A 21,823-nucleotide genomic window follows, 5' to 3' on the forward strand; every position below is an offset into this window, starting at 1 on the left:
GAATAGAGTGTGTTAGTTTTTTTTTAGAATTTATCGCTGAACTGCATAGACAGCCTCTTGTCGTCCATCGATATATCTGAACCCGGTACCATCAAAATAACCATCTTGTTCAAGCATCATCCTGATCACCTTACCATTCCAATCAGGTAAGGATACTGAAGCATTTAATTCTATGGAGTAAGCAGTGTGTGGGTGCAAAGGGTAATCTCCCGGACCTTTGGTCACACCCTGATTATCCCACATGCCGATGGTCGGGCCGGCAGCATGACCGTGGGATCCAATGGGGTGTGTATAGATAGCTCCTGTGATGCCTTCAGATTTTGCCTGGGCCAGGGCATTTGCCAGAATTTGATTTCCACTTAAATTAGCCTTAAAATTTTCTGTGAGAATATCCTGCAGCCTATGAGCTTGCTGGAAAGCCTTTTGCAGATATTCAGGTACTTCATTTTCTCCAGGCTTGAGTACATAAGCATGTTCCTGCATATCGGTATTCAGTCTCAGATAATTGATGCCAAAATCTACATGGAGCAGATCGCCTGGTTGAATGATTTCGATATCGGGCCGCTTGGAGAAAGTGCGCAGGTGATCGAACTTGCCCGTATCCGGCCGCTGAATGTCGACCGTCGGATGAAACCAGGTATCCAGACCCAACTCCGTGATTCGCTGGCGATACCACCATACTACATCATCCGTGGTAGTGACACCGGGCTGGATCACTTTATCACTGAGCCCTTCCCGAAGGATCCGGTGTGAGATACTGGCTATATGCTCATACAAGATCATTTCTTTGGTAGTTCGGGTCTCCAGCCAGGCTACAGCAAGTTTTTCTGCGGAGTGGAGTCTTGATTTATATGGATCCGGTATCCGTGTGATTAACTGATCATATTCATAATGGCTCAGACCATCTGCATGGGCATAATTGGGCGAATAGTTGATGCCTATCTTCTTAGGATTGCGTTTCGTGATGGTTTCGATCAATGCATCCCATTGATCAGGATAGACATTGAGATTCCAGGATGCTTTGAGCAACCCCACATCATATCGGGCGATCGCCAATTGCTCCACTTCTACCCCATTGTCAGAAAACACCATCACCGTACGCCTGCGCGCAGAGATCCATTCAGCCGGCAGCATCGTCTTCATCACAGGGTCTTCATTGTATTCTCTGGAGATCAATATCCACATATCAAAACCCTCCCGCCGCATGAGCTGTGGCAAAAGATGTTCAAATCTATCCGCCAGCACTTCATTGATCACCTGGGCACGTTGGCGCTGATCAAGGATGGTTGGATAGACCTGGGCAGCTAGATTCAAATTGCCAGCAAAGAATATTAAAAATACCTGAAGTCTTTTCATCAAAATCTACAATTAAAGAGATGACAGCATCCCAGGAGTAATGATAAGGAAATAATGAATTAGTTGAAAATATTTTTGATGAATTTTACTACCCCCAATATCCTATCTTCGCGTCGAAATCAGTTCATTAACATCCATGCCACTTTTAGAAGAATTTGAGCGCCAGGGCAATTTTTTATTCAAATACAGAGGGACTATACCCCTGGCAGTCCTTGCCCTGGCACTCTGGGTATTTACGACAAATGAGTCCGTTCGCTTGATCACTCCGGCTTATTTTTATCTCTGTTTTGCAGTGAGTGTACTGGGCCTCCTGATCAGAATATATACGGTAGGCCATACTCCTAAAAATACCTCAGGGCGCAATACAAAAGGTCAGTTGGCTGACGAACTGAACACTACAGGGATTTATTCTATGGTCAGGCACCCATTGTACCTGGGCAATTTTTTTATGTGGCTGGGAGCCGCCCTGCTCACCCAACATGCCTGGTTTATTCTTTTTTTTATAGGATTCTACTGGATATATTATGAAAGGATCATGTTTGCCGAAGAACAGTTTTTGAGAAAAAAATTTGGAAGCACCTATACCAATTGGGCTGATCATACACCCGCATTTATCCCTTCTTTACGGTTTGTACAAAAACCTGCCTATTCCTTTAGCCTAAGAAAAGTGCTTCTTAGAGAGGTCAATGGTTTGATGAATATATTTATCGTATTTGCGGTATTTGATATGACACTCCATTATCTAAAGACTGCTGCCTTTGGCATCAACCACTATTTCTGGTTGGTGGGTATCATCATTTCCCTGGTCGCTTACCTTGTTTTAAAATATTTGTCAAAACAGACCAATCTGTTGCAGACGGAGGGAAGGGTATAAATTTAATATAGCCACTTACGGTGTATTTTCTTTGACATCGTCCGGCTTTTTCATCAAAAACTCATTGGCATAGATCCTAAACAACAGGATGATATAACTCAGCAGCAAAGGCCCAAATATAAGTCCTATAAATCCAAACAAATTCAGTCCTGCGATTACACCCAATACGGTGATGATAGGATGTACATGACCTACTTTATTGAGAAAAGTAATTCTGAAAAGATAGTCCACATTGCCCGTGATCAACAGGCTGTACAATCCCAGCCCGAAAGCATTTAAAGTGTCTCCACTCATATACATATATAGCACCAAAGGTATCCAGATGATCATCGTACCGACAACGGGAAAAAAAGCAAAAATAGCCGTTAGAAATCCCCACAGACCATACTCCTGCACTCCAAATAAGTAGTATCCGATAGCACCAGTGACACCCTGGATAATAGATATCAAGGGTATGCCCAAAGCACTCACTTTGACGAGGCGCTTGGTCTCTACAGCAAGTAAATGTATATTTTCAGGCTTTAAGGGCAGTATATTGCTCAAATAAGACTCTATGGCTTTGCCATGCACTAACATATAATACAATACAAAAAACATTAAGGCCAGGTTGGCCAGCAGGTTGGCTGTATCATTGAGCATGGAGGGAATGATGACATTAAGTTTATCCTGCAGATTGGACAAAGTCTCCTCAGATATCATGGTAAAACCAGCCTTAACCTGTATAGTTTCAATTGCAATCTTTGCTTTACTCACCATCGTGGCCGGGTCGCTCAACAAGGGTTGTATCTGGGGTTTCAGCATACTATACGTGATGAATACAAGCAAGATCACGAGTAACAGATAAAATAAAAGATACAGTCCGGCTGTCCACCCTTTTTTCCATTTAAAATGATAGATTAATTGAAAATAACTGCCTCTGCTGATTATATATAAAGTCAGCGCTCCAAACAATCCGGGCAGAAAGACATACAGCTCCCTGGTCACCAGATAGATCATCACCAGCAGCACCATGAGAATCATTAACTGCTTGATCTGGTTATTGAACGTGAGCGGAGGTGGAATTGGGTTCATTCGAAATGTAATATAGTGCCAATATCTGAGGCGTGAAGATTATACATTTTAAGCAATAAACAACTGATCTTCATGGGTTAACAGGCTGATAGTGGTAAACGCAAGCATAAACGACCTCTTGTGAGTTAACTTTGTTAATCTATAAAATCAACTTTTCACCTTCGACATTGTTTAAAAATCAACGTAAAGCAGATCAAAGTTATTGGAATAAGTTCTGCGATGGTACATTCCTTTATCTTTGTCAATATCTATAATCTATGATGCACTGGTTTTTTGGAAAAAAAGATCCTAATCTGGAGGGAGACACCCCTTTCGATAAGCTCTTTAAGTTATTCAAAGAATTATTGTTGCATACTTCGGGCGATGTCACCGAGGCCCTGTCCTGGCTTACCGAGCTGGACAAACGATACAAACTAACCCAGGAAGATTATGGTATAGCTGATTTTATCCGGGACCTGATCGACAAAGGATATATCAATGAAAACAGGCAAGGCTTTATAGATCATAATCCCAGTGCCAAGTTAGAGATAGCCCTCCGCAGAACTGCTCTGGATGACATATTTGATCAACTCAAAAAAAGTAAAAAAGGTGATCATAATACCCCTAAATCGGGATTTGGTGATGAATATACCTCTGAGATCAGGCCATATGAATTTGGTGACCGGCTGGATCAGATAGCCCTCACAGAGTCCATCAAAAACGCCCAGATAGCACATGGTGTAGAGGATCTCATCCTGCAGGAAGACAACCTGGAGGTGTATGAGACCTATTTTCAGTCTCAGACCAGTACCGTCCTGATGATTGATATCTCTCACTCCATGATACTTTATGGTGAAGACAGGATCACCCCGGCCAAAAAAGTAGCTATGGCCCTGGCTGAGCTCATCACCACCCGATATCCCAAGGATACTTTAGATATCATCACGTTTGGCGATGATGCCCAGGAGATCCAGATGAAAGATCTTCCCTATCTCAAAGTGGGGCCCTATCATACCAATACCGTAGCCGGACTTGAACTGGCTATGGCGATCTTAAGAAGGCGCAAAAACCCTAACAAACAGATCATGATGATCACCGATGGCAAACCCACCTGTATCAAGATCGGCAAAAAATATTATAAAAATGCCTTTGGCATGGATCGCAAAATCGTCAATCGTACGCTCGCGCTCGCGCTCGCGTGCAGGAAACTCCATATCCCCGTGACTACTTTTATGGTAGCTCGTGATCCCTACCTGGCTCAGTTTGTAGATACCTTCACCCGTGCCAATAATGGTAAAGCATTTTACAGCACGTTGGATACACTGGGGGAATTTATATTTATGGATTATAAAAAGAGTAAAAAGAGGAAGAGGTGAGGCAGGTTATACTAAAGTAAATCGTTGTGCCTTTGCGCCTTTGCGCGAAATAATTAAAGAAAGACTAAAAACCTATAAACTGCTAACATGCAAATAGAGACTATAAAAACACTAGGAGATCTTAAAAAGTCTGGTTACAAGACCAAGCACATCAAAGATGAAATGCGTGACAATCTCATCGCTGCCTTAAAAAACAAAGTCAATATCTTTGAAGGTATCCACGGATTTGATGATACGGTGATACCGGATTTGGAGCGGGCGATTCTGTCGAGGCACCATATTTTACTTTTGGGACTGAGAGGACAGGCTAAAACCCGATTGGCCAGGCTATTGGTCAGGCTATTGGATGAATATATCCCTGTAGTAGAAGGCAGTGAGATCAATGACGACCCGCTGATGCCTCTCTCCCCTCATGCAAAGGAAAGAATCAAAGTCCTCGGTGATGAGACTCTGATAGAATGGCTGCATCGGGATGAACGATATGTGGAAAAATTAGCTACGCCGGATGTGAGTGTAGCCGACATCATTGGAGATGTGGATCCGATCAAAGCTGCCACCCTCAAACTACCTTATGCAGATGAAAGAGTGATCCATTATGGTATGATCCCGAGAGCCAATCGATCGATCTTCGTGATCAATGAGCTACCTGACTTGCAGCCCCGCATCCAGGTATCTCTTTTCAATATCCTGCAGGAAGGTGACCTCCAGATCCGGGGATTTAAAGTGCGGCTTCCCCTGGACATTCTGTTCTTATTCACTGCCAATCCTGAGGACTATACTAATCGGGGCAGTATCATCACTCCACTTAAAGATCGTATAGATAGCCAGATCATCACCCATTACCCACTGGATATGGAGACGGCTATGAAAATCACCGCTCAGGAATCGAGAGTAAAACCTGAAGAAAAAAATATCATTGTACCCCAGATGCTCAAAGTACTGCTCGAGCAAATCTCTTTCGAAGCACGGACCAGCGAATTGGTGGATATCAATAGTGGTGTATCTGCCAGGCTTGGTATCAGCGCTTACGAAAACCTGGTGAGTGCGGTAGAGCTACGCATGCTAAAAAACAATGAGTCCTCCGGAGTAGCCCGCATCTCCGATTTTGTGGGAGTACTCCCTGCCATCACCGGCAAAGTAGAACTGGTCTACGAAGGAGAACAACTCGGCCCATATAAAGTAGCCTTCGAACTTTTAAACAAAGCTATTAAAACGGAATTTCTCAAATACTTCCCTCATCCGGAGAAATTGAAGAAAAATGACAGGGACCCCTATGGAATCATCAAAGCCTGGTTTGCCGGCGAACACGATCTCAAAATGGCAGTAGATGCTACTCAACACGAGTATGAAGATTCATTAGCGCAGGTATCAGGCTTAGAAAGATTGCTGGCGAAAGCAGCAGAGGTAGCTGATGAAGAAAAATATGTGTACAAAGAATTGGTCTTACATGGACTGGCATCCTTTAATATTTTGAACAAAGAATTGCATCAGACCAGGATCGAATTCAGCGACCTATTGGGAGACATGGGCATCGAAGACCTGGAAGATTAAAGTAAAATCCTACATCTTGCATCAGTTTGAAGAGAATTTCTTTGCAGATCTAAACTCCTTTTATGTCCTTTTTTAACCGAAGGGCAAGTGCGGGGGCATGCTTATATGATTTTAAACACTAACTTTATGGTGGATGGCAACTAGAAGTATAGGTTAAGATTACACTGAAATTGCCTGACTTTTAACCAGGACATGTTCTTAAAATAAATTATGACGCTTTACATCAAATATATGGTCAGCCTTCGATGTAAACTGCTCGTAAAAGATGAATTGACAAAAATAGGGTTGCCCCATGCTATCGTGGATCTTGGCACGGTAGAATTATTGAAAGATCTGACGGAGCCACAACATGAATTGCTAAAAACAAACCTGTTGCGATCAGGACTCGAATTACTTGATGACAAAAAAAGCATTCTGATCGAAAAGATAAAAAATGTCATCATCGAAATGATTCATTATTCTGATGAGATACCCCAGGTCAATTATTCAAATTATATCAGCGAAAAACTTGGATACGACTATACCTACCTGGCCAATACATTTTCTGAAGTCAAAGGCATCACTATCCAACAATTTATCATCATTCACAAGATCGAGCGCGTCAAAGAATTATTGTTATACGAAGAGTTGACTTTAACAGAGATTGCCTATCAGCTACACTATAGTAGCGTAGCTCATCTCTCCAACCAGTTTAAGAAAATCACCGGACTCACACCCACCTATTTTAAAAATCTAGGAAAAAAAAGGAAAAACAACCTGGAAAATATAGGGTGACAACCTTATTCATATCCGCTTTTAATCAAAGTAAGTATTATTTTAAATCGTCTATTTGGCTTAATGTGGAAAGGTGCATGGGCTGGTACCAGAATGGACTGACCAGTTTTCAGAAGAATAGATGCACCTGAAATGACAAGTTTCTGCACTTCCATCTATAAATTGCATAAAATGATCAAAAGGAGAAGATTTTTCTAACAAACCTTGCCCCTGATCAAAAGCCATGATACCTTACAGTGGCGGATGTTTTTTTAATATGGTTTTCGTCACCACATCATTAGTTACATATTCGAGAATTTCACTTGTTATATACTCTTGCGCCTTCAATATTTCGTTCATATCGGTCATCTATATTAATTGACCTTATTTGAGAGGTTTCAATATTGCATTGTTTGTAATAAATCTTGAGTCCAATTCAATCAACATCTAAGTAATGAATCGAAAAGGGTGATATCAACCACCCATATACCTTGAGCATATACTTGTGTACAAAAGGTAACACGAATCCAGCCCTTAACCTCAAAGATTAAAGGATTCAAAAAAGGGGAAATCAGTTCAAAAATTAGAGCGCATCTATCATTTTATGCATTTCCTCTTTTTCCATGCCCAGGGTTACTTGAAGCTTTGTAAACATTTCACTTTTTTTGCCATCCACAAATTCAAAATCTGCCTCCGTCAGGTTTGAATATTTCTTCTTAAGCTTACTCTTCTGTTCGATCCAATTGCCTTTGATTCTAACTACCTTCATAAAAAAACCTATTTTAAAATAAAAAATTGACAGTTTACTGAGCCGAGTTCTCCAAGCTGGTCATCTATCTCCCTAAAAAGAAATAGAAAACGACACGATCCATCGCCTCTTAAAATAACGATGAGTTGCTACTCTACCTGCTATTTAAAATAAGTCTTTATCACAGCTCTCTCTTGTTTGTCCGATAAAGGACCTGAATTTTGTATATTGAATTTGATATTAGCATAGAGCTGGTCATCTTTCAATAAATTAAATAATTCAGTCTTTGCTTCAGCAGGCCCAAATAACAAAACATCATTGAACTCGAGAATTTCCCGAGCAATACTTTTGTAAAACTCAGTTTGTAAAGGCTGTTCCATATTGTGCAAACTGCTTTCTCCTTTTACGAGATGCGATTTAGCAGGTTTCTCGATTTCGTCAGAATCAACATTCGCGATCTCGACGACTTCGCGATGATATTCTTTCAAATGAGCATGAGCATTATCCATCCAAATTCCTAATCTTTTACGTGACTTCATATTTTACTGATATATATTTAAAAATTAATCCTGACCGAATAAATAATCACCTCCTGGAGACTATTCGATGTAAGTCAGGTTGCGTGTTATGATTTGCCTTTTTCGGGGCAACAGGTTTGGCGGGATTAATCGCATTTAGAGGTGTAACGTTATTTCTGCTACCCTTCTTACCGGATTGATAATCAGAGGCTACTTTAACTGCCCCAGCGCCTTTTTTCTTCTTGATTCCATTATCTCTTGACATTTTGGTTAAAAATTTACCAACGATCGAACGATCGCAGAAAAGCAAAGTTGCAGCTTTTAAACCGACCAAGTGTTACATCAAACCAGATATATGTTACATAATTCACACATATTTATATTCAACCGACCCAAAAAGGTAATTTCTAACTGCTGAAGCGATTATTATAAGCCTACCAACAGATCAAATCCAGTCAATGGACTTACCGACCATCACGTGTTTGAGTTCTTGCTCCAACAGATGAAAGTCATCTTTATCAACAGATTTCAAGAATCGTCCTTCATCCAAAAGGTGAATATGATCACAAGTATCCTCCAAAGAACTAAAAATATGCGATGATAGAATCACCGTTTTGCCTAAAGACCTCAATCGCAGTATAATTTCATTGATGAGGATATTACTCTGGATGTCCACCCCATTAAATGGCTCATCAAGAATAAATACCTGATTGTTTTGCATTAATAGTGCAGATAAAGCCAATTTTTTTTTCATCCCGGTAGAATAAGTATCTGCATATTGATCTAAGGGTAGTTCAAAAATGTTTTTTACATCAAAATCCGCCACCTTCAGATCTCGTGCGTTTAATAATAATCGCAGATATTCTCTTCCTGTGATTTTTGACAAAAAGTAAGGGTCTGTGGGTAGATAACCCAGGTAATCTTTTAATGGATGGAGATCACTTTGTATAGTACCCCTGTAGGCTTCCAGCCCGGCAATACATTTAAAAAAAGTTGTTTTTCCAGCGCCGTTTTTGCCTACAATACCATGGATCACTCCTGGCTGGAACTCAATAGATATATTATTCAAAACCTCTTTAGATCCATAGGTTTTGTACAGATGTTGGATAGAGATCAAGGCAGGATTGATTTAAGTCGTTTGACAGATTGAAGAAAGAAATATGGTATGATGAATATCAGTAAAGGGGGCAAAACCAAAGTCATGCCAATCAAAACAGCTTGCGGAACATTTGGTTTTAGAGGATACAAGGCGTATTTGCCCATCAATATGAGTATGAGATATAAAAGCCCCAAAATCTGAAAGGCTAGCAAAGCGTTCAAATTTTTAGGATAAAATAAAATAAGACTGGTGAAAATAGGAAGACAAAGTAAACTGCAACTGGCCATCGCCACTTTTAATTTGTGCATTAAAAATCCTTTTGAATCTAACCGGTGTATCCAAATATAAAAATCATCCTCCAGCTCAAAATAATAACTTGAGCATATCATTATAATAAGCATCAAAGAAAACACACCAAGATTAAAATTATCGACCTTAATACCCATAATGGTTAAAAAATAAGCCAATACAATGATCAGAAACGAGTTCCTGAATCCAACGGTGAATTCAAAGGGGTAGGCCGAAAAAGGAGTTATCAGTGTATGCGACTCCTTTGCAGACAATGTGACGACTGAAATCAGGCTGGCCAGGATCAATACGAGTAGCGCTGACCAATATGCTCGATACCATAATAAAATCAAACTAAAAGGCAAGGCCAGAATGAGATTTTCTACCAGTCTCAGCACCCTATATTTTTCAAAGGAAAATATGGTTTTTAGAAAAGTATTGCGCTTTGAATGCCCTAACAGGGAGATTACATATAGCGATACCAGGACAATAAAATAGGCAGCATACGGAGTCCGGCTGAATAAAACGGCTGAACCACCAATAAACAGTAGCGGTAAAACAATAAATGCAATTAGCGGCTGGAGACCAAATTCACTCAAATTTCTTTGGAGCATTCTGAATTGTAATTCAAAATAATACTTCATATTCTACACTTCTACCGTCAATATGGAAAAACTAACAGATTGGCCTTCAAACCAACCTTGATGATCCAATATTTATTCAAACCTCAGCTTATACACCACTGCTTGTTTGGCAGGATAGGCCGCATTCGACTTGATGAGGAGGCCGGAGGAGGATTGAGTCCACACAACTTTACCGGAGCTGCCTAACATTTGAATGGATTTTATTTTTTGACCGGCCCCTGTAGCCAGGCTTTTTATATTCAAATCATGCACAGGATTGTCTAAGGAGATCATATACAGATCATCCCCTTTCTTAGTAAATCGGATATCGTCAGCTGTAAATGGTTGATCTTTGGCATCACTAAAAGATCCCCCCGCTACCTGGGTAGGTCCTTCTCCAAATATCTTCCATGGTCTCGTACCATAGATAGCTTCACCGTTGATGGTTAACCAGGCTCCGACTTCCAATAAAATTTTTTGCACTGCATCCGGAATACTACCATCAGCTCTGGGTCCGATATTCAATAATAAATGTCCATTTTTACTGACGATGTCTACCAGATTATTGACAAGGTATTTGGATGATTTAAAGCTATCATTTTCGATATATCCCCAGGATTTATACCCTACTGCATCATCAGTCTGCCAGGGCTGCTCCCGGATACCGGTGAGTTTGCCCCGCTCGATGTCCAGGATGGCAGCTTTGTCCGGAAATGATTCGTGTTTATAATTGATCACCACTTCTTTATTCCATTCGATACCTTTATTGTAGTAATAGGAAGCAAAGCTTTTTCTGTAAGGCTCCATAGCAGCTTGTTCGATCCACCAATCAAACCAAAAAAGCTGCGGATGATAATTGTCGATGAGTTCGATATTGCGTAGGAGCCAGTCATTCATATATTCAGGAGAAAGCGTTTCATTTTGGGCCCTGGCCGGACCGTAGAAATCATCAAACTTTCCACTGTTGACATCCGTATTGTATCGCTGGCCAGTATTCATAAACCACCAATGTTCTATCCGGTGTGAGGATAATCCGAATACAAGGCCGGCTTTTCGGGTGGCAACCGCCAGTTCCCCGATGATATCTCGTTTGGGTCCCATGTCGTAAGCATTCCATGTAGAAAGTGCTGTTTTGTACATGGCAAATCCGTCGTGATGCTCTGCTACCGGGACCACATATTTGAATCCTGACCTTTTGAATAAATCCACCCAGGCATCAGCATTAAATTTTTCGGCTTTAAACATCGGGATAAAATCTTTGTAACCAAAAGTATCCAGCGTACCGTAAGTCGCCAACTGGTGATTGTACTCTTTAGACCCTTTCATATACATATTGCGCGGGTACCATTCATTGCCAAAAGCCGGTACAGCATATACACCCCAGTGGATAAATACTCCAAACTTGGCGTCTTCTACCCACTGAGCAGGTTTATAATTTTTTAGTGACTCCCAGGTAGGTTGATACCTGGCATTGACCTGGCCTGACATCAAATGGCAACACCAAACGCCTACAATCACTGTAATGAGTATTTTTTTCATTTCTTCAAAGATTTATTTCAAATATACTACTTCAGATGTACAATAATGATCCATGCATTCTAAGGAAAATCAAATTTCTTTTGATATATTTTACCAATTTTGAGTGATAATCCATTTCGCTAATCTTATGTCCAAAAAAAATAAAAGCATCTATCTCATCCTGTTTGGTGTTGCTTTGGCCCTCTTTTTTGGAGTACGCTTTGGATTGCAGTATGCATCTATCGGAGCTTCTTACGATGCCAAAATCGTTTGTTCGTGTATGTTCATTTCAGGGCGAGACTTCAGGAGTATCCAGTCTGAAGATTTGTATACAATACCATTTGCCCATATTGAGGTGGATACACTCCATAAACTCGTCACGGCCGATATATACGGGTTAGCCAAAAGCCAGGCGATCTACCGACCCGGATTGGGATGTACTTTGCTCAATGAGGTCACCTCAAAAGAACTTTTAGAACAATCACCTCCTGCACATACAACTGCCCCGGAAGATTCTTTTTACAACTATGAATCATTTCCAGCAAACATTGATTCTATCCGACTCCGTAAAGTTTTAGATACCGCCTTTATGGAACTTGATTCCACCGTAGTCAAAAGGACCAGGGCGATCGTCCTACTCTATCAAGGCAAACCCATAGTGGAACAATATGCCCCCGGCATCACAGCTCAAACCCCCCTGATGGGATGGTCCATGACTAAAAGTGTCACCAATGCTTTGGTAGGCATCCTGGTCAAAGATGGAAAACTAACTGCAGCAGATCCAGCACCAGTCGAAGAATGGAAAAATGATGCACGGCAAAAAATCACTTTGGATCATCTGTTGCGGATGACCAGTGGTCTCGATTTTGTTGAAGATTATTCCACGCCCAGTGATGCGACCAAAATGCTCTTTAGAGAAAAAGGGGCTGGTGCTTATGCTTTACAAAGTAAATTAAAGTCTACGCCGGGCACAGAATGGTATTATTCCAGTGGTACGACCAATATATTGCAGGAGATCATGCGAAGGCAGTTCCCTTCCCTTGAAGCGTATCAAGCCTTCCCGTATGTAAGGCTATTTGACAAAATTGGCATGAACAGTGCCGTACTCGAACCTGATGCATCCGGCACTTTCGTCGGGTCATCTTATATGTATGCCACTGCAAGGGACTGGGCCAGGTTCGGTCAATTATATTTACAAGATGGACTGTGGCAGGGTGAACAAATTTTGCCGCAGGGATGGGTACAATATTCATCAACCGAAACACCCCACTCCCAGGGTACCTATGCTGCTCAGTTTTGGATCAATCATCAGGATCCTGAATTCCCGCAAGATGCCTTTTACGCGGATGGTTTTGAAGGGCAATATGTCATAATCATACCCTCCAAAAAGATGGTGATCGTACGATTGGGTTGTACACAAGGCGATGGGTTTGATATAACGACCTTTGTAAAAGATGTTTTAAAGACTATACATTAGATGATAGGCGGAATAGGGGTTAGTGTGACTACGCCGGATTTTGAGAAATCCTTTTTGCATACGCATCAATACCTGGTTGAATGAGCAGAAACTCAGATTTATCTATTTTAGCAAATTATTGGCTAGCTATATTGATTTAAATGTCCGCGATTAAAGAAATCAGATCCAGACTTCACCGTATAGTATTTGGTGTAGAAACCAGAGCAGGCAGGCTCTTTGATATCCTGCTGCTCTGGATCATCCTCTTAAGTGTAGCCATCGTTGTATTTGAGAGTATCCCAGAATTCGGCAACCAGTATAGTGCTGCTTTTATTTATGTCGAATGGATATTTACTATACTATTTACTATCGAGTTTGTACTGAGGTTGTGGATTAGCCCCAAACCCCTCGCTTATCTTTTTAGTTTTTGGGGGGTGATAGATTTGATGTCCATCCTACCCACCTATCTCACCATGATAGGTATTGGAACCCACTACACTTTGGTGGTACGGATTTTTCGACTACTGCGGGTGTTCAGAGTATTCAAATTGGTACGTTTCAATCGGGAAGCTGCCAGCCTGGCCAATGCTTTGAGAACAAGTCTGTATAAGATCAGTATATTTTTCATGTTTATACTGTCGATAGTCATTTTGCTTGGCACCCTGATGTATGTGATAGAAGGTAGTGAACATGGTTTTACCAGTATTCCACAAAGTATATACTGGGCCATTATTACAGTGACTACCGTGGGCTATGGCGATATAGTACCAGGTACTGTCATAGGTAAACTGATCGCTTCTGCGGCTATGATCATCGGATATGCGATCATCGCCGTACCCACCGGCATAGTGACCTCACAAATGATGAGACCTGGAGATGAACCCTTGGTATGCAGCCTCTGTGACCACAAAAATCCTAAAGATGCCAATTATTGTAATCACTGTGGTGATAACCTGATCCACGAAGCATTGGATCAGGGGAAAGGTGATCTTTTAAAAAATCTTTAATCATGCTTTATTTATCGTCGCTCAAACCAACAAGGTTATCTTCCGCACATACTCAAGCCCACCCCTTGGTGGTTAATCTACCCGCTTTATTCAACCAATTTATTTATATGCGATTTTATTTTCTAATTATCATTTTAGGTGTCTTTTGTTCTTCAATGCAAAGCCAGGCAGACTCCATCCTCATAGAAGGCCATCAAAGGACTTTTCATTATGTGTTACCCGATGCCGTCAAGGCCAAAGCAAGCCTGGTATTCATCTTACATGGGTCTGGTGGTAGCGGACCAGGACAAATGAAAACTACCCAAAACTTTATAAAATCAGTGTCCAATGAAAATGTGATTCTCGTCTACCCTACCGGCTACAAAAACTATTGGAATGAATGTCGCAAAATCGCCTCCTCCCTGGCCAATACTGAAAACATCAACGAAGAAGCGTTTTTCACCGGCATGATCGATTATTTCAAATCAAAGTATAAAATCAATACAAAAAAAGTTTTTGCCGTAGGCACTTCCGGCGGCGGTCATATGTGTTACAAACTAGCGCTGACCATGCCTGACAAAATAACGGCCATCACAGCTATCATCGCCAACCTGCCTGATGATGACAATATGGATTGTACCGAAGCACACAAAGAGACCTGGCGGGTTACACCGGCGATCCTGTTAAATCACTGTATCCTGATACTGATCCCAATGACGGAAAAACCATTGAACGATATACCTTCAAATCAAAGAAAAAACCGGAGGTTACCCTGCTCAAAGTGATTGGAGGCAAACATGATTATCCTGGCGATATCGATGTACACCTCGAAGCTTGGCAGTTTTTTATAAGATGTAAGTGAGCTGGTAATTAATCCCAATTTTTGTATCACTGAAATCGGGTTAGTTCATTAATCTTTTTGCATTCCCACTATAAATTTTCTTCAAAGCTTTGTGGCTTAAACTCAGACCGTGGAGTGGCCAGTGGTAATTAAAAAGGTCCCTTTCATAAAAATGCTCGTCGGCGGACTCCAATATTCTGAAGGTGGTTTGATACATATGCGTAGCTGTACCCATATCAGTACCGTATACTAATCGATCAGCATATTTTTCCATAAATGCTTTGACTTTGCGGGGTATGGGTGCTATTTCTCCAAATCTGGCAGCCATCTCCGAATATACATTAGGATATCGGTCAAACATCGCTCCCAACCGATCCAGGTTAGAACAACAATTGGCCAGGTGACAAGCTATGAAGGTAGTCCCGGGATTGTTTTTCACTGCATTTTCCAGTGTATTGACCAGGGCATCGTGTCCGATAATGCCTGTTTTGGACATATCCACTTTCCATTTGCCGGCATTGAGCAGCCCGTCATTATAAGCATCATCAGCTTCATACATCCATGCGTCTTCCGCTACATGGATGCTGATGGGCATTCTGAGCTCACCACATCGCCTGATCAAAGGTTGCATCTGTAGATCATCTATATGCAAGCCATATCCCGGAGTAGGTTTTGAATAAAACTCGCCCAATCCCTTATCGCCAAGCTCTCCCACCCCTTTGGCACCCATCTGATGGCATCGCTCCAACTCCTTTAAAGCATTAGCCTGCCAGCCCACCTCAGGATATCCTTTATAGTCAAACCCGCACCATACCTCAAACTGATCCGGATACCGGCTGTATTTTTTTATAATAGCATCAAAAGCCAGGCCGGTTTGATAGGACAAGATGATGGTCTTCTTGATATTGCACTCCTGCATCGTCCTCACCCAGGCATCGACGGCAGCATCGTCTTTTGGGTAATCGTGCGAATGAAAGTCGATGACCGGATATCTGGCAGCTGCGACTTTGGTCACAGGGATATGGTAGATAGAACGAGGTTGAAAATCAACCAGCTTAATGTCCTTGTAATTTTGTCCGGAGCTTAGCACCCAAAAACATAAACTGCAAATAAATAATATAGCTTTCATTGGATAGGATTAAGTAGATGTCTAAATATATGCCTTTTCATCATCATTTAATTATACTTCATTAATAATAACCCTGGCCGCCTTCAAATGATAACAATAATCGTCTGATGGCTTGGGAAGTCAAGTATCCAGATGCTTAATAGGCTGGATGGCAGCCCCTTAACTCATTCGCAAGTTAGAATTTTTAACGTTCTGTTTCTTTAAAATGGATTGGTTAAAATGCATCAATCGGAGCTCTGCGAAGTTTCGTCTAAAGGTCCTTTGGCTTCCTCTTAATGTCTTATCTTTGGCTTCTCTTACAATAAATCAACAGTATGTTTTTGTTTTTACTCATAGGATATATCATTTTTAGCGCCGGCATGTACTTCGTATTTCCCAAAGCAGGCGTAGAAGCCTGGAAAGGCCTGGTACCCGGTCTCAATCTGTACGAATTGGCGGGCATCGTAGGTCGCAAAAAATCCCACGCCTGGTGGATGCTCTTTCCGATCGTCAATATTTTCATATTTGCTGCCCTGATCATCGACCTGGCCAGATCCTTTGGCAAACATTCATTTTTACATAGTCTATTGGCAGTGGTTGGAGCTCCTTTTTATGCACTATGGCTTGGATTCTCCAAAGATGCAAAATACAATGGCCCCATCCTTACGGAGGAAAAAGAATTTTTCTCCAAACTAGCTTCTGCTCAGGAGAAAAATGATACCAAAACGGTGTCAAAACTCCAGGCCACCAATATATTTAAAAAAAGCGCCCTCAGGGAATGGGCAGAGTCGATCATATTCGCTGTATTTGCAGCTGCTTTTATCAGAATGTTTTTGATCGAAGCTTATATGATCCCTACTTCGTCTATGGAAGGCAGTCTGAAAGTTGGAGATTTTTTATTTGTAAGCAAAGCACATTATGGCGTCAGATTGCCTATGACCTTCGTAATGATTCCTTTATTGCACAATACGATACCTATCATCAATACGGAATCTTACCTGAGAAAACCAAGTTTTAAATATACCCGATTACCCAAACTCCAGGAAGTCCAGCGAAACCAGCCCTTCGTATTCAACTGGCCGGTTGGAGACAGCGTCTATCTTGCTCCAGACAGGGCCTATACCATCGATCAGTATCGGAGAGAAGCTTTTGTCAAGCAAGCTGTGAGGAGTGCTAAGTTGATCACACGACCAGTTGACAAAAAGGATCACTATATCAAAAGGTGTGTTGCCATAGCAGGGGATAGTCTACAGATCATTAATAGACAGCTGTATATCAATGGGGTCGCTGCCTACAATCCTGAGCATATGCAGTTTATGTATCGCCTCCTGTCTCAAAACAATCAGATCAATCAAAGGAAACTGGATGGATTAGGCATCAACCTGAGTGAAGCCATGCCTCAGATGGGCATTTATTTTCTGGACAGTGTGCAGGTCAGAAAGATCCAGGCAATGGATTCGACGATATATATCCAGGTCATGCCCCAGGAAGCTCGCCCTATGTTTCCCTACGATACTCCACTGTCTAAAGGTTGGACGGTAGATAATTATGGTCCGATATATATCCCTAAAGCCGGTGCTACCACTGCTCTAAACCTTGAAAACCTCCCCCTGTATCAAAGGATCATTGGAGTCTACGAACAAAATAAGCTGGAAGTCAAGGACGATAAGATTTTTATCAACGGGGTAGAATCCAACTCGTATACATTTAAAATGGACTATTATTGGGCTATGGGGGACAATCGGCATAATAGTGAAGACTCCCGATCCTGGGGCTACGTACCCGAAGATCATATCGTAGGCAAACCTTTATTTATATGGTTTTCAACTAAAAATGGTAAAATAGCCAATGGTATCAATTGGGACAGATTATTCACCACTGCCAATAAAAAATGATCAGAAAGATTGTACTGATATATTGTACTATGCTTGTCACCCATTTTGCTTGGTCTCAGGTACCCGTCAGTCAGGTATATCTTTTTGATTTACAAAGCCTTGCAGATGGGCATACCGTCGTACATACCCCCAGGCTTTTGACCAGCTTTAACAATGCAGGTTATAATAATCAACCTTTTTTTAAAAATGAAAACGAATTGTATCTGACCGTCCAGATACCTCAAGAAGGTGAGTCCGATATACATTTGTTCAATTTAATCACGAGGACCCGCCAACGTATCACTTTTACCCCAAAAAGCGAATATTCTCCTGTGGTCACTCCTGATAAAAAATATATCTCCTGCGTAAGAGTGGATGATGCAGCTTCTGCTACACAGCGATTGTACAAATATGAAAACAAACCCAGAGGACAGGAAATCTCGGTTTTGCCAGATATCAAAAATGTAGGGTATCATACCTGGCTTGATGACAAGACGGTTGCCTTGTTTTTGGTAGCCACACCCAATCAATTGGCTATCGTAGATATTGAATCCAGGGATCCTTTGATATTTACTTCTGATATCGGGCGCTGCCTGGCATCCACAGACAAAGGGCACCTTATCTATGTGCACAAGATATCCAGTGAGTTTTGGTATATTAAAGAATACGACCCCGTAACACAAAGAGCCAGTATCATTACCGAGACAGTACCTGGAAGTGAAGATTTTGCTATTACTGCAGACGGTCATTTCATCATGGGAGCCGGCTCAAAATTATTTGTATACAAACCGGGTGTAGACACCTCCTGGAAGGAAATAGCTGACCTGAAATATTTTGGGATCAATGCTATCACCCGACTGGCAGTCAACGGTAAGAACCTTGCCCTGGTGAATTTGTCAAAATGATAACACGATATTTATTATGTCTTAGCTTGATCTTGTGGCTCGCTACAGGAAGTGCACAGGTATTGACCTACCAACAAGATATAGCAGCCTACAGATCGGCCAATTGGAAATCATTGATCGCTGATCCACGGACGGTGCTCCAGAGTGCGGACAGCATCTTTCTGCATTATTATCCGGTTAAAGAAAAAAACAAAGTCTTTTGCACTGTTCAGCTGCTGGATCAACCATTACCCTTCGATATGCCTACTTACAGCGGCCAGGTCAAATCCTTTAGAAAATATGCCCTTCTTCAATTTTCGTGGCGCGGTAAACCCACGCAATTGACCGCCTATCAAAGCATTCAAAATCTTACATCACCATTATATAAGGACTATTTATTTGTGCCCTTTAAAGACAAGACGACCGGCACGACTACCTATGCCGGAGGGCGCTACATAGATCTTAAAAAACAACAAATAATGGATGGCCATTTATTGTTGGATCTTAATCAGGTGTATAATCCATGGTGTGCTTATGACGATAAATATAATTGTCCGATACCTCCCATAGAAAATTCTATTCCATTTCAGATAAAAGCTGGCGAAAAAAGATTTTCTAAGAACCATTGATGAATGTCCGCTGGTGAATCGAACCTACTAAATCAATCTTCCGATCTGACTTAACTCACAACGCTTCGAACCATCTGCACACGAAAATTGCCGTAACTTTATATTCATTTTTCGATTTTAAGCGTTTATTATTGATACTCATGACATCAAAAAGCTCCCTCTTATTAATCATACTGGTTTTAAGCTGCAGTGCTCTACAAGGTCAAAAAGACTGGATCATTCAACTCAAAGGCGATGCTTCTCTGGCTGATTTACAGGCAGGGTGGTCCAAAACTGCGTTGCGTTCCAATCGGGATCTAACAACACAACCTATTGGTCGACACTTCAATATTTACGCTATACAATCCGTCACCCAACTTTCTAAAGAGACCCTGCTGCGCAATCCGGCTATCTTGTATGCAGAGCCCAACCTGCCACTAGAGACAAGGTCGACGCCAAACGATCCTTTGATTTCTCAGCAATGGCATCTGGACAATATTCAAGCGATCAAAGCATGGGACCAAACGACGGGAGGTGTGACCTTCAATAAAGATACCCTGGTATTGGGTATCATTGATTTTGGTTTATTTACCAATCACGAAGACCTTAAAAACAGAATCTGGATAAACAAAGGAGAGATAGCCGGCAATGGCATAGATGATGATGGCAATGGTTATAAAGACGATGTATATGGATTGAGCTTAAAATATCTCAATGAAAGACATACCGCCGACAATGCAGCTGACGGATTAAACAATCACGGCACCAGTGTAGCAGGACTCATGTGCGGGGAATCAAACAATCGCACCGGCATCGCAGGTATGATGTGGAATTCCAAACTCATGGTCGGTACTTTTAGTGCCAATGGAAATATTGGTGATCTCATACAGATCTTCAATTATATGTTGGACCAACGCATTCTGTACAATACTTCCGGGGGAAAAAAAGGAGCCTTGGTAGTAGCCATTAATTATTCCGGAGGCATCTCCTTTGCCAAAGCTGCCGACTATCCAATATGGTGCGGCATGTATGATCAAATGGGTGCCGCAGGTATCCTCAACTGCGGGGCGACCACCAATAAATATGTAGATGTTGATGAAGAGGGAGATATGCCCTCTACTTGCCCCAGCGAATTTTTGATCGCAGTGACCAATACAGGAAGAGACAATAAACGGATCTATAATGCTGGGTTTGGTTTGCAGCATATTGATCTCGGGTCACCTGGCGAAGGGGTATATTCGACAAATTCAGAAACGACCAAATCTTATTCTTCTTTTTCCGGGACCTCTGCTGCTACACCTATTGTAGCTGGTGTCGTAGGCCTGTTATATAGTTACCCCTGCAAAGAGTGGGCGGATTATACCGTCTCTCATCCGGTAGAAGCTGCCCGCATCGTCAAAAAATCCCTCCTGGCCAGTGTGGACAAAAATGCTGACCTCACCGGCAAAACAGTGAGTGGAGGAAGGATCAATGCTGCGCGTGCTTTGGATACACTCAAAAAATATGTCTGCAATAGAGTCATCACCGGGACTACCGATCAACTCAGCGTCAAAGCGGTCTATCCTAATCCGGCAAAAGATTTTCTAAACTTTGAGTTAGATAGTAACTACGCCGGAGATTATACCATAGAATTATACGATGTATTGGGTCGGGTCATTTTACAAAAAAGGCCAACTTATATAAATCATTCCTATCAGCTGAGTTTACCACCCCTACATTCTGGAATGTATTTACTCAGACTTTCAAATGGGGCAAATGAAGCTGTAAAGAAAGTATTTATAGGTTCGTGAGTACTCAGTAGTTATAATCTCCTACTTCCATATCAATACCAGCATCCCTACAAAGATCAAAGATCCTCCCAACAATATCTTAGGCGACATAGGCTCTTTTAATAATACGAAAGACAAAATCAAGGTGATGACGATGCTGGCTTTGTCTATAGCGGCCACATAGGATACCAGGCCATCCTTCATGGCACGATAATAAAATACCCAACTGAGGGTGGTTGTAATCCCGGAGGCTATGAGCAAGCCCAACTGTCGGCTCGTCAGAAGTGGAAGCTCCTTAAATTTATCTGTGATCAGGTTAAAGCCAATGATTAGGAAAAAAATGGTCGTCGTTCGAATACCTAAGCCCAGGTCTGGATGAATGTTTTGCAGTCCATATTTGGCCAGGATGGAGGTCAGTCCTGCAAATAACATTGATAGTAAAGCGTAAATGATCCAGGTCTCCATGAAATGTCTGATGTTGGCATCCAAAGATAGCCGGATAGTTTTCTTGCCGGTTATCTTTTTTACGTAATATAATGGTGT

The 21,823-nt window shown here is 41.6% G+C and carries 19 protein-coding genes and 1 pseudogene; 11 read left to right on the plus strand and 9 right to left on the minus strand.

What is annotated here, in order from left to right; translation table 11 throughout:
* Window positions 1-30 precede the first annotated feature (30 nt).
* Window positions 31-1,356, minus strand: coding sequence for a M24 family metallopeptidase (locus IPJ09_07480; protein ID MBK7371268.1), 1,326 nt, complete (start codon window positions 1,354-1,356; stop codon window positions 31-33).
* Between the two features lie 136 nt (window positions 1,357-1,492).
* Here IPJ09_07480 and IPJ09_07485 point away from each other — a divergent pair, with 136 nt between their 5' ends.
* Window positions 1,493-2,230 carry a DUF1295 domain-containing protein gene (locus IPJ09_07485; GenBank protein MBK7371269.1) on the plus strand — a complete coding sequence of 246 codons (738 nt, stop codon included), beginning with the start codon at window positions 1,493-1,495 and terminating at the stop codon, window positions 2,228-2,230.
* 15 nt (window positions 2,231-2,245) lie between these two features.
* On the opposite strand, the gene IPJ09_07490 is transcribed toward IPJ09_07485, so the two are convergent.
* Window positions 2,246-3,301: an AI-2E family transporter gene (locus IPJ09_07490; protein ID MBK7371270.1), complete on the minus strand. Its 1,056-nt coding sequence runs from the start codon at window positions 3,299-3,301 to the stop codon at window positions 2,246-2,248.
* 257 nt (window positions 3,302-3,558) lie between these two features.
* Between IPJ09_07490 and IPJ09_07495 the strand changes: the two genes are divergently transcribed.
* The 3 genes from IPJ09_07495 to IPJ09_07505 all read left to right on the plus strand — a co-directional run bounded on the left by IPJ09_07495 (window position 3,559) and on the right by IPJ09_07505 (window position 6,981).
* Complete coding sequence (locus IPJ09_07495; protein MBK7371271.1) at window positions 3,559-4,656, plus strand: VWA domain-containing protein; 1,098 nt, start codon at window positions 3,559-3,561, stop codon at window positions 4,654-4,656.
* An 87-nt stretch (window positions 4,657-4,743) separates the two neighbouring features.
* Complete coding sequence (locus IPJ09_07500) at window positions 4,744-6,207, plus strand: magnesium chelatase (protein MBK7371272.1); 1,464 nt, start codon at window positions 4,744-4,746, stop codon at window positions 6,205-6,207.
* A gap of 231 nt (window positions 6,208-6,438) precedes the next feature.
* Window positions 6,439-6,981 (plus strand): helix-turn-helix transcriptional regulator, encoded by a 543-nt coding sequence (locus IPJ09_07505; protein ID MBK7371273.1) that lies wholly within the window; start codon window positions 6,439-6,441, stop codon window positions 6,979-6,981.
* A 562-nt stretch (window positions 6,982-7,543) separates the two neighbouring features.
* Here the strand turns inward: IPJ09_07505 and IPJ09_07510 are convergent.
* The 5 genes from IPJ09_07510 to IPJ09_07530 all read right to left on the minus strand — a co-directional run bounded on the left by IPJ09_07510 (window position 7,544) and on the right by IPJ09_07530 (window position 11,724).
* The gene (locus tag IPJ09_07510; GenBank protein ID MBK7371274.1) at window positions 7,544-7,729 is read right to left on the minus strand and encodes a general stress protein CsbD; all 186 of its coding nucleotides are present in this window, start codon (window positions 7,727-7,729) and stop codon (window positions 7,544-7,546) included.
* 140 nt (window positions 7,730-7,869) lie between these two features.
* A complete protein-coding gene (locus IPJ09_07515; GenBank protein ID MBK7371275.1) occupies window positions 7,870-8,247 on the minus strand; it encodes a hypothetical protein in 378 nt (125 codons plus the stop codon).
* Between the two features lie 424 nt (window positions 8,248-8,671).
* On the minus strand, window positions 8,672-9,343 hold the full coding sequence (locus tag IPJ09_07520) for an ATP-binding cassette domain-containing protein (protein ID MBK7371276.1): 672 nt from the start codon (window positions 9,341-9,343) through the stop codon (window positions 8,672-8,674).
* Window positions 9,340-10,257, minus strand: coding sequence for an ABC transporter permease (locus IPJ09_07525; GenBank protein ID MBK7371277.1), 918 nt, complete (start codon window positions 10,255-10,257; stop codon window positions 9,340-9,342). Before IPJ09_07525 ends, IPJ09_07520 begins: the two co-directional genes overlap by 4 nt.
* A gap of 72 nt (window positions 10,258-10,329) precedes the next feature.
* Window positions 10,330-11,724, minus strand: coding sequence for an alpha-L-fucosidase (locus IPJ09_07530; GenBank protein ID MBK7371278.1), 1,395 nt, complete (start codon window positions 11,722-11,724; stop codon window positions 10,330-10,332).
* Window positions 11,725-11,902: 178 nt separating this feature from the next.
* Here IPJ09_07530 and IPJ09_07535 point away from each other — a divergent pair, with 178 nt between their 5' ends.
* The 3 genes and pseudogenes from IPJ09_07535 (at window position 11,903) to IPJ09_07545 (ending at window position 15,058) form a co-directional block, all read left to right on the plus strand.
* Window positions 11,903-13,231 carry a serine hydrolase gene (locus IPJ09_07535; protein MBK7371279.1) on the plus strand — a complete coding sequence of 443 codons (1,329 nt, stop codon included), beginning with the start codon at window positions 11,903-11,905 and terminating at the stop codon, window positions 13,229-13,231.
* 140 nt (window positions 13,232-13,371) lie between these two features.
* Window positions 13,372-14,217 (plus strand): ion transporter, encoded by an 846-nt coding sequence (locus IPJ09_07540; protein ID MBK7371280.1) that lies wholly within the window; start codon window positions 13,372-13,374, stop codon window positions 14,215-14,217.
* 107 nt (window positions 14,218-14,324) lie between these two features.
* Window positions 14,325-15,058 (plus strand): annotated as a pseudogene (locus IPJ09_07545) (poly(3-hydroxybutyrate) depolymerase).
* 40 nt (window positions 15,059-15,098) lie between these two features.
* Here IPJ09_07545 and IPJ09_07550 read toward each other — a convergent pair.
* Window positions 15,099-16,166, minus strand: a complete 1,068-nt coding sequence (locus tag IPJ09_07550; GenBank protein MBK7371281.1) for an amidohydrolase family protein — start codon at window positions 16,164-16,166, stop codon at window positions 15,099-15,101.
* A gap of 314 nt (window positions 16,167-16,480) precedes the next feature.
* On the opposite strand from IPJ09_07550, the gene lepB reads away from it, so the two are divergent.
* The 4 genes from lepB to IPJ09_07570 all read left to right on the plus strand — a co-directional run bounded on the left by lepB (window position 16,481) and on the right by IPJ09_07570 (window position 21,301).
* Window positions 16,481-18,040, plus strand: coding sequence for a signal peptidase I (lepB, locus tag IPJ09_07555; protein MBK7371282.1), 1,560 nt, complete (start codon window positions 16,481-16,483; stop codon window positions 18,038-18,040).
* Window positions 18,037-18,924: a hypothetical protein gene (locus tag IPJ09_07560; GenBank protein ID MBK7371283.1), complete on the plus strand. Its 888-nt coding sequence runs from the start codon at window positions 18,037-18,039 to the stop codon at window positions 18,922-18,924. The genes lepB and IPJ09_07560 overlap by 4 nt, the downstream gene beginning before the upstream one ends.
* Window positions 18,921-19,532, plus strand: a complete 612-nt coding sequence (locus IPJ09_07565) for a DUF1684 domain-containing protein (GenBank protein MBK7371284.1) — start codon at window positions 18,921-18,923, stop codon at window positions 19,530-19,532. Before IPJ09_07560 ends, IPJ09_07565 begins: the two co-directional genes overlap by 4 nt.
* Window positions 19,533-19,672: 140 nt before the next feature.
* Window positions 19,673-21,301, plus strand: coding sequence for a S8 family peptidase (locus IPJ09_07570; GenBank protein MBK7371285.1), 1,629 nt, complete (start codon window positions 19,673-19,675; stop codon window positions 21,299-21,301).
* Between the two features lie 21 nt (window positions 21,302-21,322).
* Here the strand turns inward: IPJ09_07570 and IPJ09_07575 are convergent, their stop codons facing one another.
* Entirely contained in the window at window positions 21,323-21,745 is a 423-nt protein-coding gene (locus IPJ09_07575; protein ID MBK7371286.1) for an EamA family transporter, read from the minus strand.
* Window positions 21,746-21,823: the final 78 nt, after the last annotated feature.

The sequence above is a fragment of the Saprospiraceae bacterium genome, assembly GCA_016709995.1.
Classification (GTDB): domain Bacteria; phylum Bacteroidota; class Bacteroidia; order Chitinophagales; family Saprospiraceae; genus JADJLQ01.

Excerpts from the sequence above, each read along its gene's own strand:
- IPJ09_07480 (MBK7371268.1), bottom strand. The coding sequence starts at position 1,356 with ATGAAAAGACTTCAGGTATTTTTAATATTCTTTGCTGGCAATTTGAAT.
- IPJ09_07485 (MBK7371269.1), top strand. The coding sequence starts at position 1,493 with ATGCCACTTTTAGAAGAATTTGAGCGCCAGGGCAATTTTTTATTCAAA.
- IPJ09_07490 (MBK7371270.1), bottom strand. The coding sequence starts at position 3,301 with ATGAACCCAATTCCACCTCCGCTCACGTTCAATAACCAGATCAAGCAG.
- IPJ09_07495 (MBK7371271.1), top strand. The coding sequence starts at position 3,559 with ATGATGCACTGGTTTTTTGGAAAAAAAGATCCTAATCTGGAGGGAGAC.
- IPJ09_07500 (MBK7371272.1), top strand. The coding sequence starts at position 4,744 with ATGCAAATAGAGACTATAAAAACACTAGGAGATCTTAAAAAGTCTGGT.
- IPJ09_07505 (MBK7371273.1), top strand. The coding sequence starts at position 6,439 with ATGGTCAGCCTTCGATGTAAACTGCTCGTAAAAGATGAATTGACAAAA.
- IPJ09_07510 (MBK7371274.1), bottom strand. The coding sequence starts at position 7,729 with ATGAAGGTAGTTAGAATCAAAGGCAATTGGATCGAACAGAAGAGTAAG.
- IPJ09_07515 (MBK7371275.1), bottom strand. The coding sequence starts at position 8,247 with ATGAAGTCACGTAAAAGATTAGGAATTTGGATGGATAATGCTCATGCT.
- IPJ09_07525 (MBK7371277.1), bottom strand. The coding sequence starts at position 10,257 with ATGAAGTATTATTTTGAATTACAATTCAGAATGCTCCAAAGAAATTTG.
- IPJ09_07530 (MBK7371278.1), bottom strand. The coding sequence starts at position 11,724 with ATGTCAGGCCAGGTCAATGCCAGGTATCAACCTACCTGGGAGTCACTA.
- IPJ09_07535 (MBK7371279.1), top strand. The coding sequence starts at position 11,903 with ATGTCCAAAAAAAATAAAAGCATCTATCTCATCCTGTTTGGTGTTGCT.
- IPJ09_07540 (MBK7371280.1), top strand. The coding sequence starts at position 13,372 with ATGTCCGCGATTAAAGAAATCAGATCCAGACTTCACCGTATAGTATTT.
- IPJ09_07550 (MBK7371281.1), bottom strand. The coding sequence starts at position 16,166 with ATGAAAGCTATATTATTTATTTGCAGTTTATGTTTTTGGGTGCTAAGC.
- lepB (MBK7371282.1), top strand. The coding sequence starts at position 16,481 with ATGTTTTTGTTTTTACTCATAGGATATATCATTTTTAGCGCCGGCATG.
- IPJ09_07560 (MBK7371283.1), top strand. The coding sequence starts at position 18,037 with ATGATCAGAAAGATTGTACTGATATATTGTACTATGCTTGTCACCCAT.
- IPJ09_07565 (MBK7371284.1), top strand. The coding sequence starts at position 18,921 with ATGATAACACGATATTTATTATGTCTTAGCTTGATCTTGTGGCTCGCT.
- IPJ09_07570 (MBK7371285.1), top strand. The coding sequence starts at position 19,673 with ATGACATCAAAAAGCTCCCTCTTATTAATCATACTGGTTTTAAGCTGC.
- IPJ09_07575 (MBK7371286.1), bottom strand. The coding sequence starts at position 21,745 with ATGGAGACCTGGATCATTTACGCTTTACTATCAATGTTATTTGCAGGA.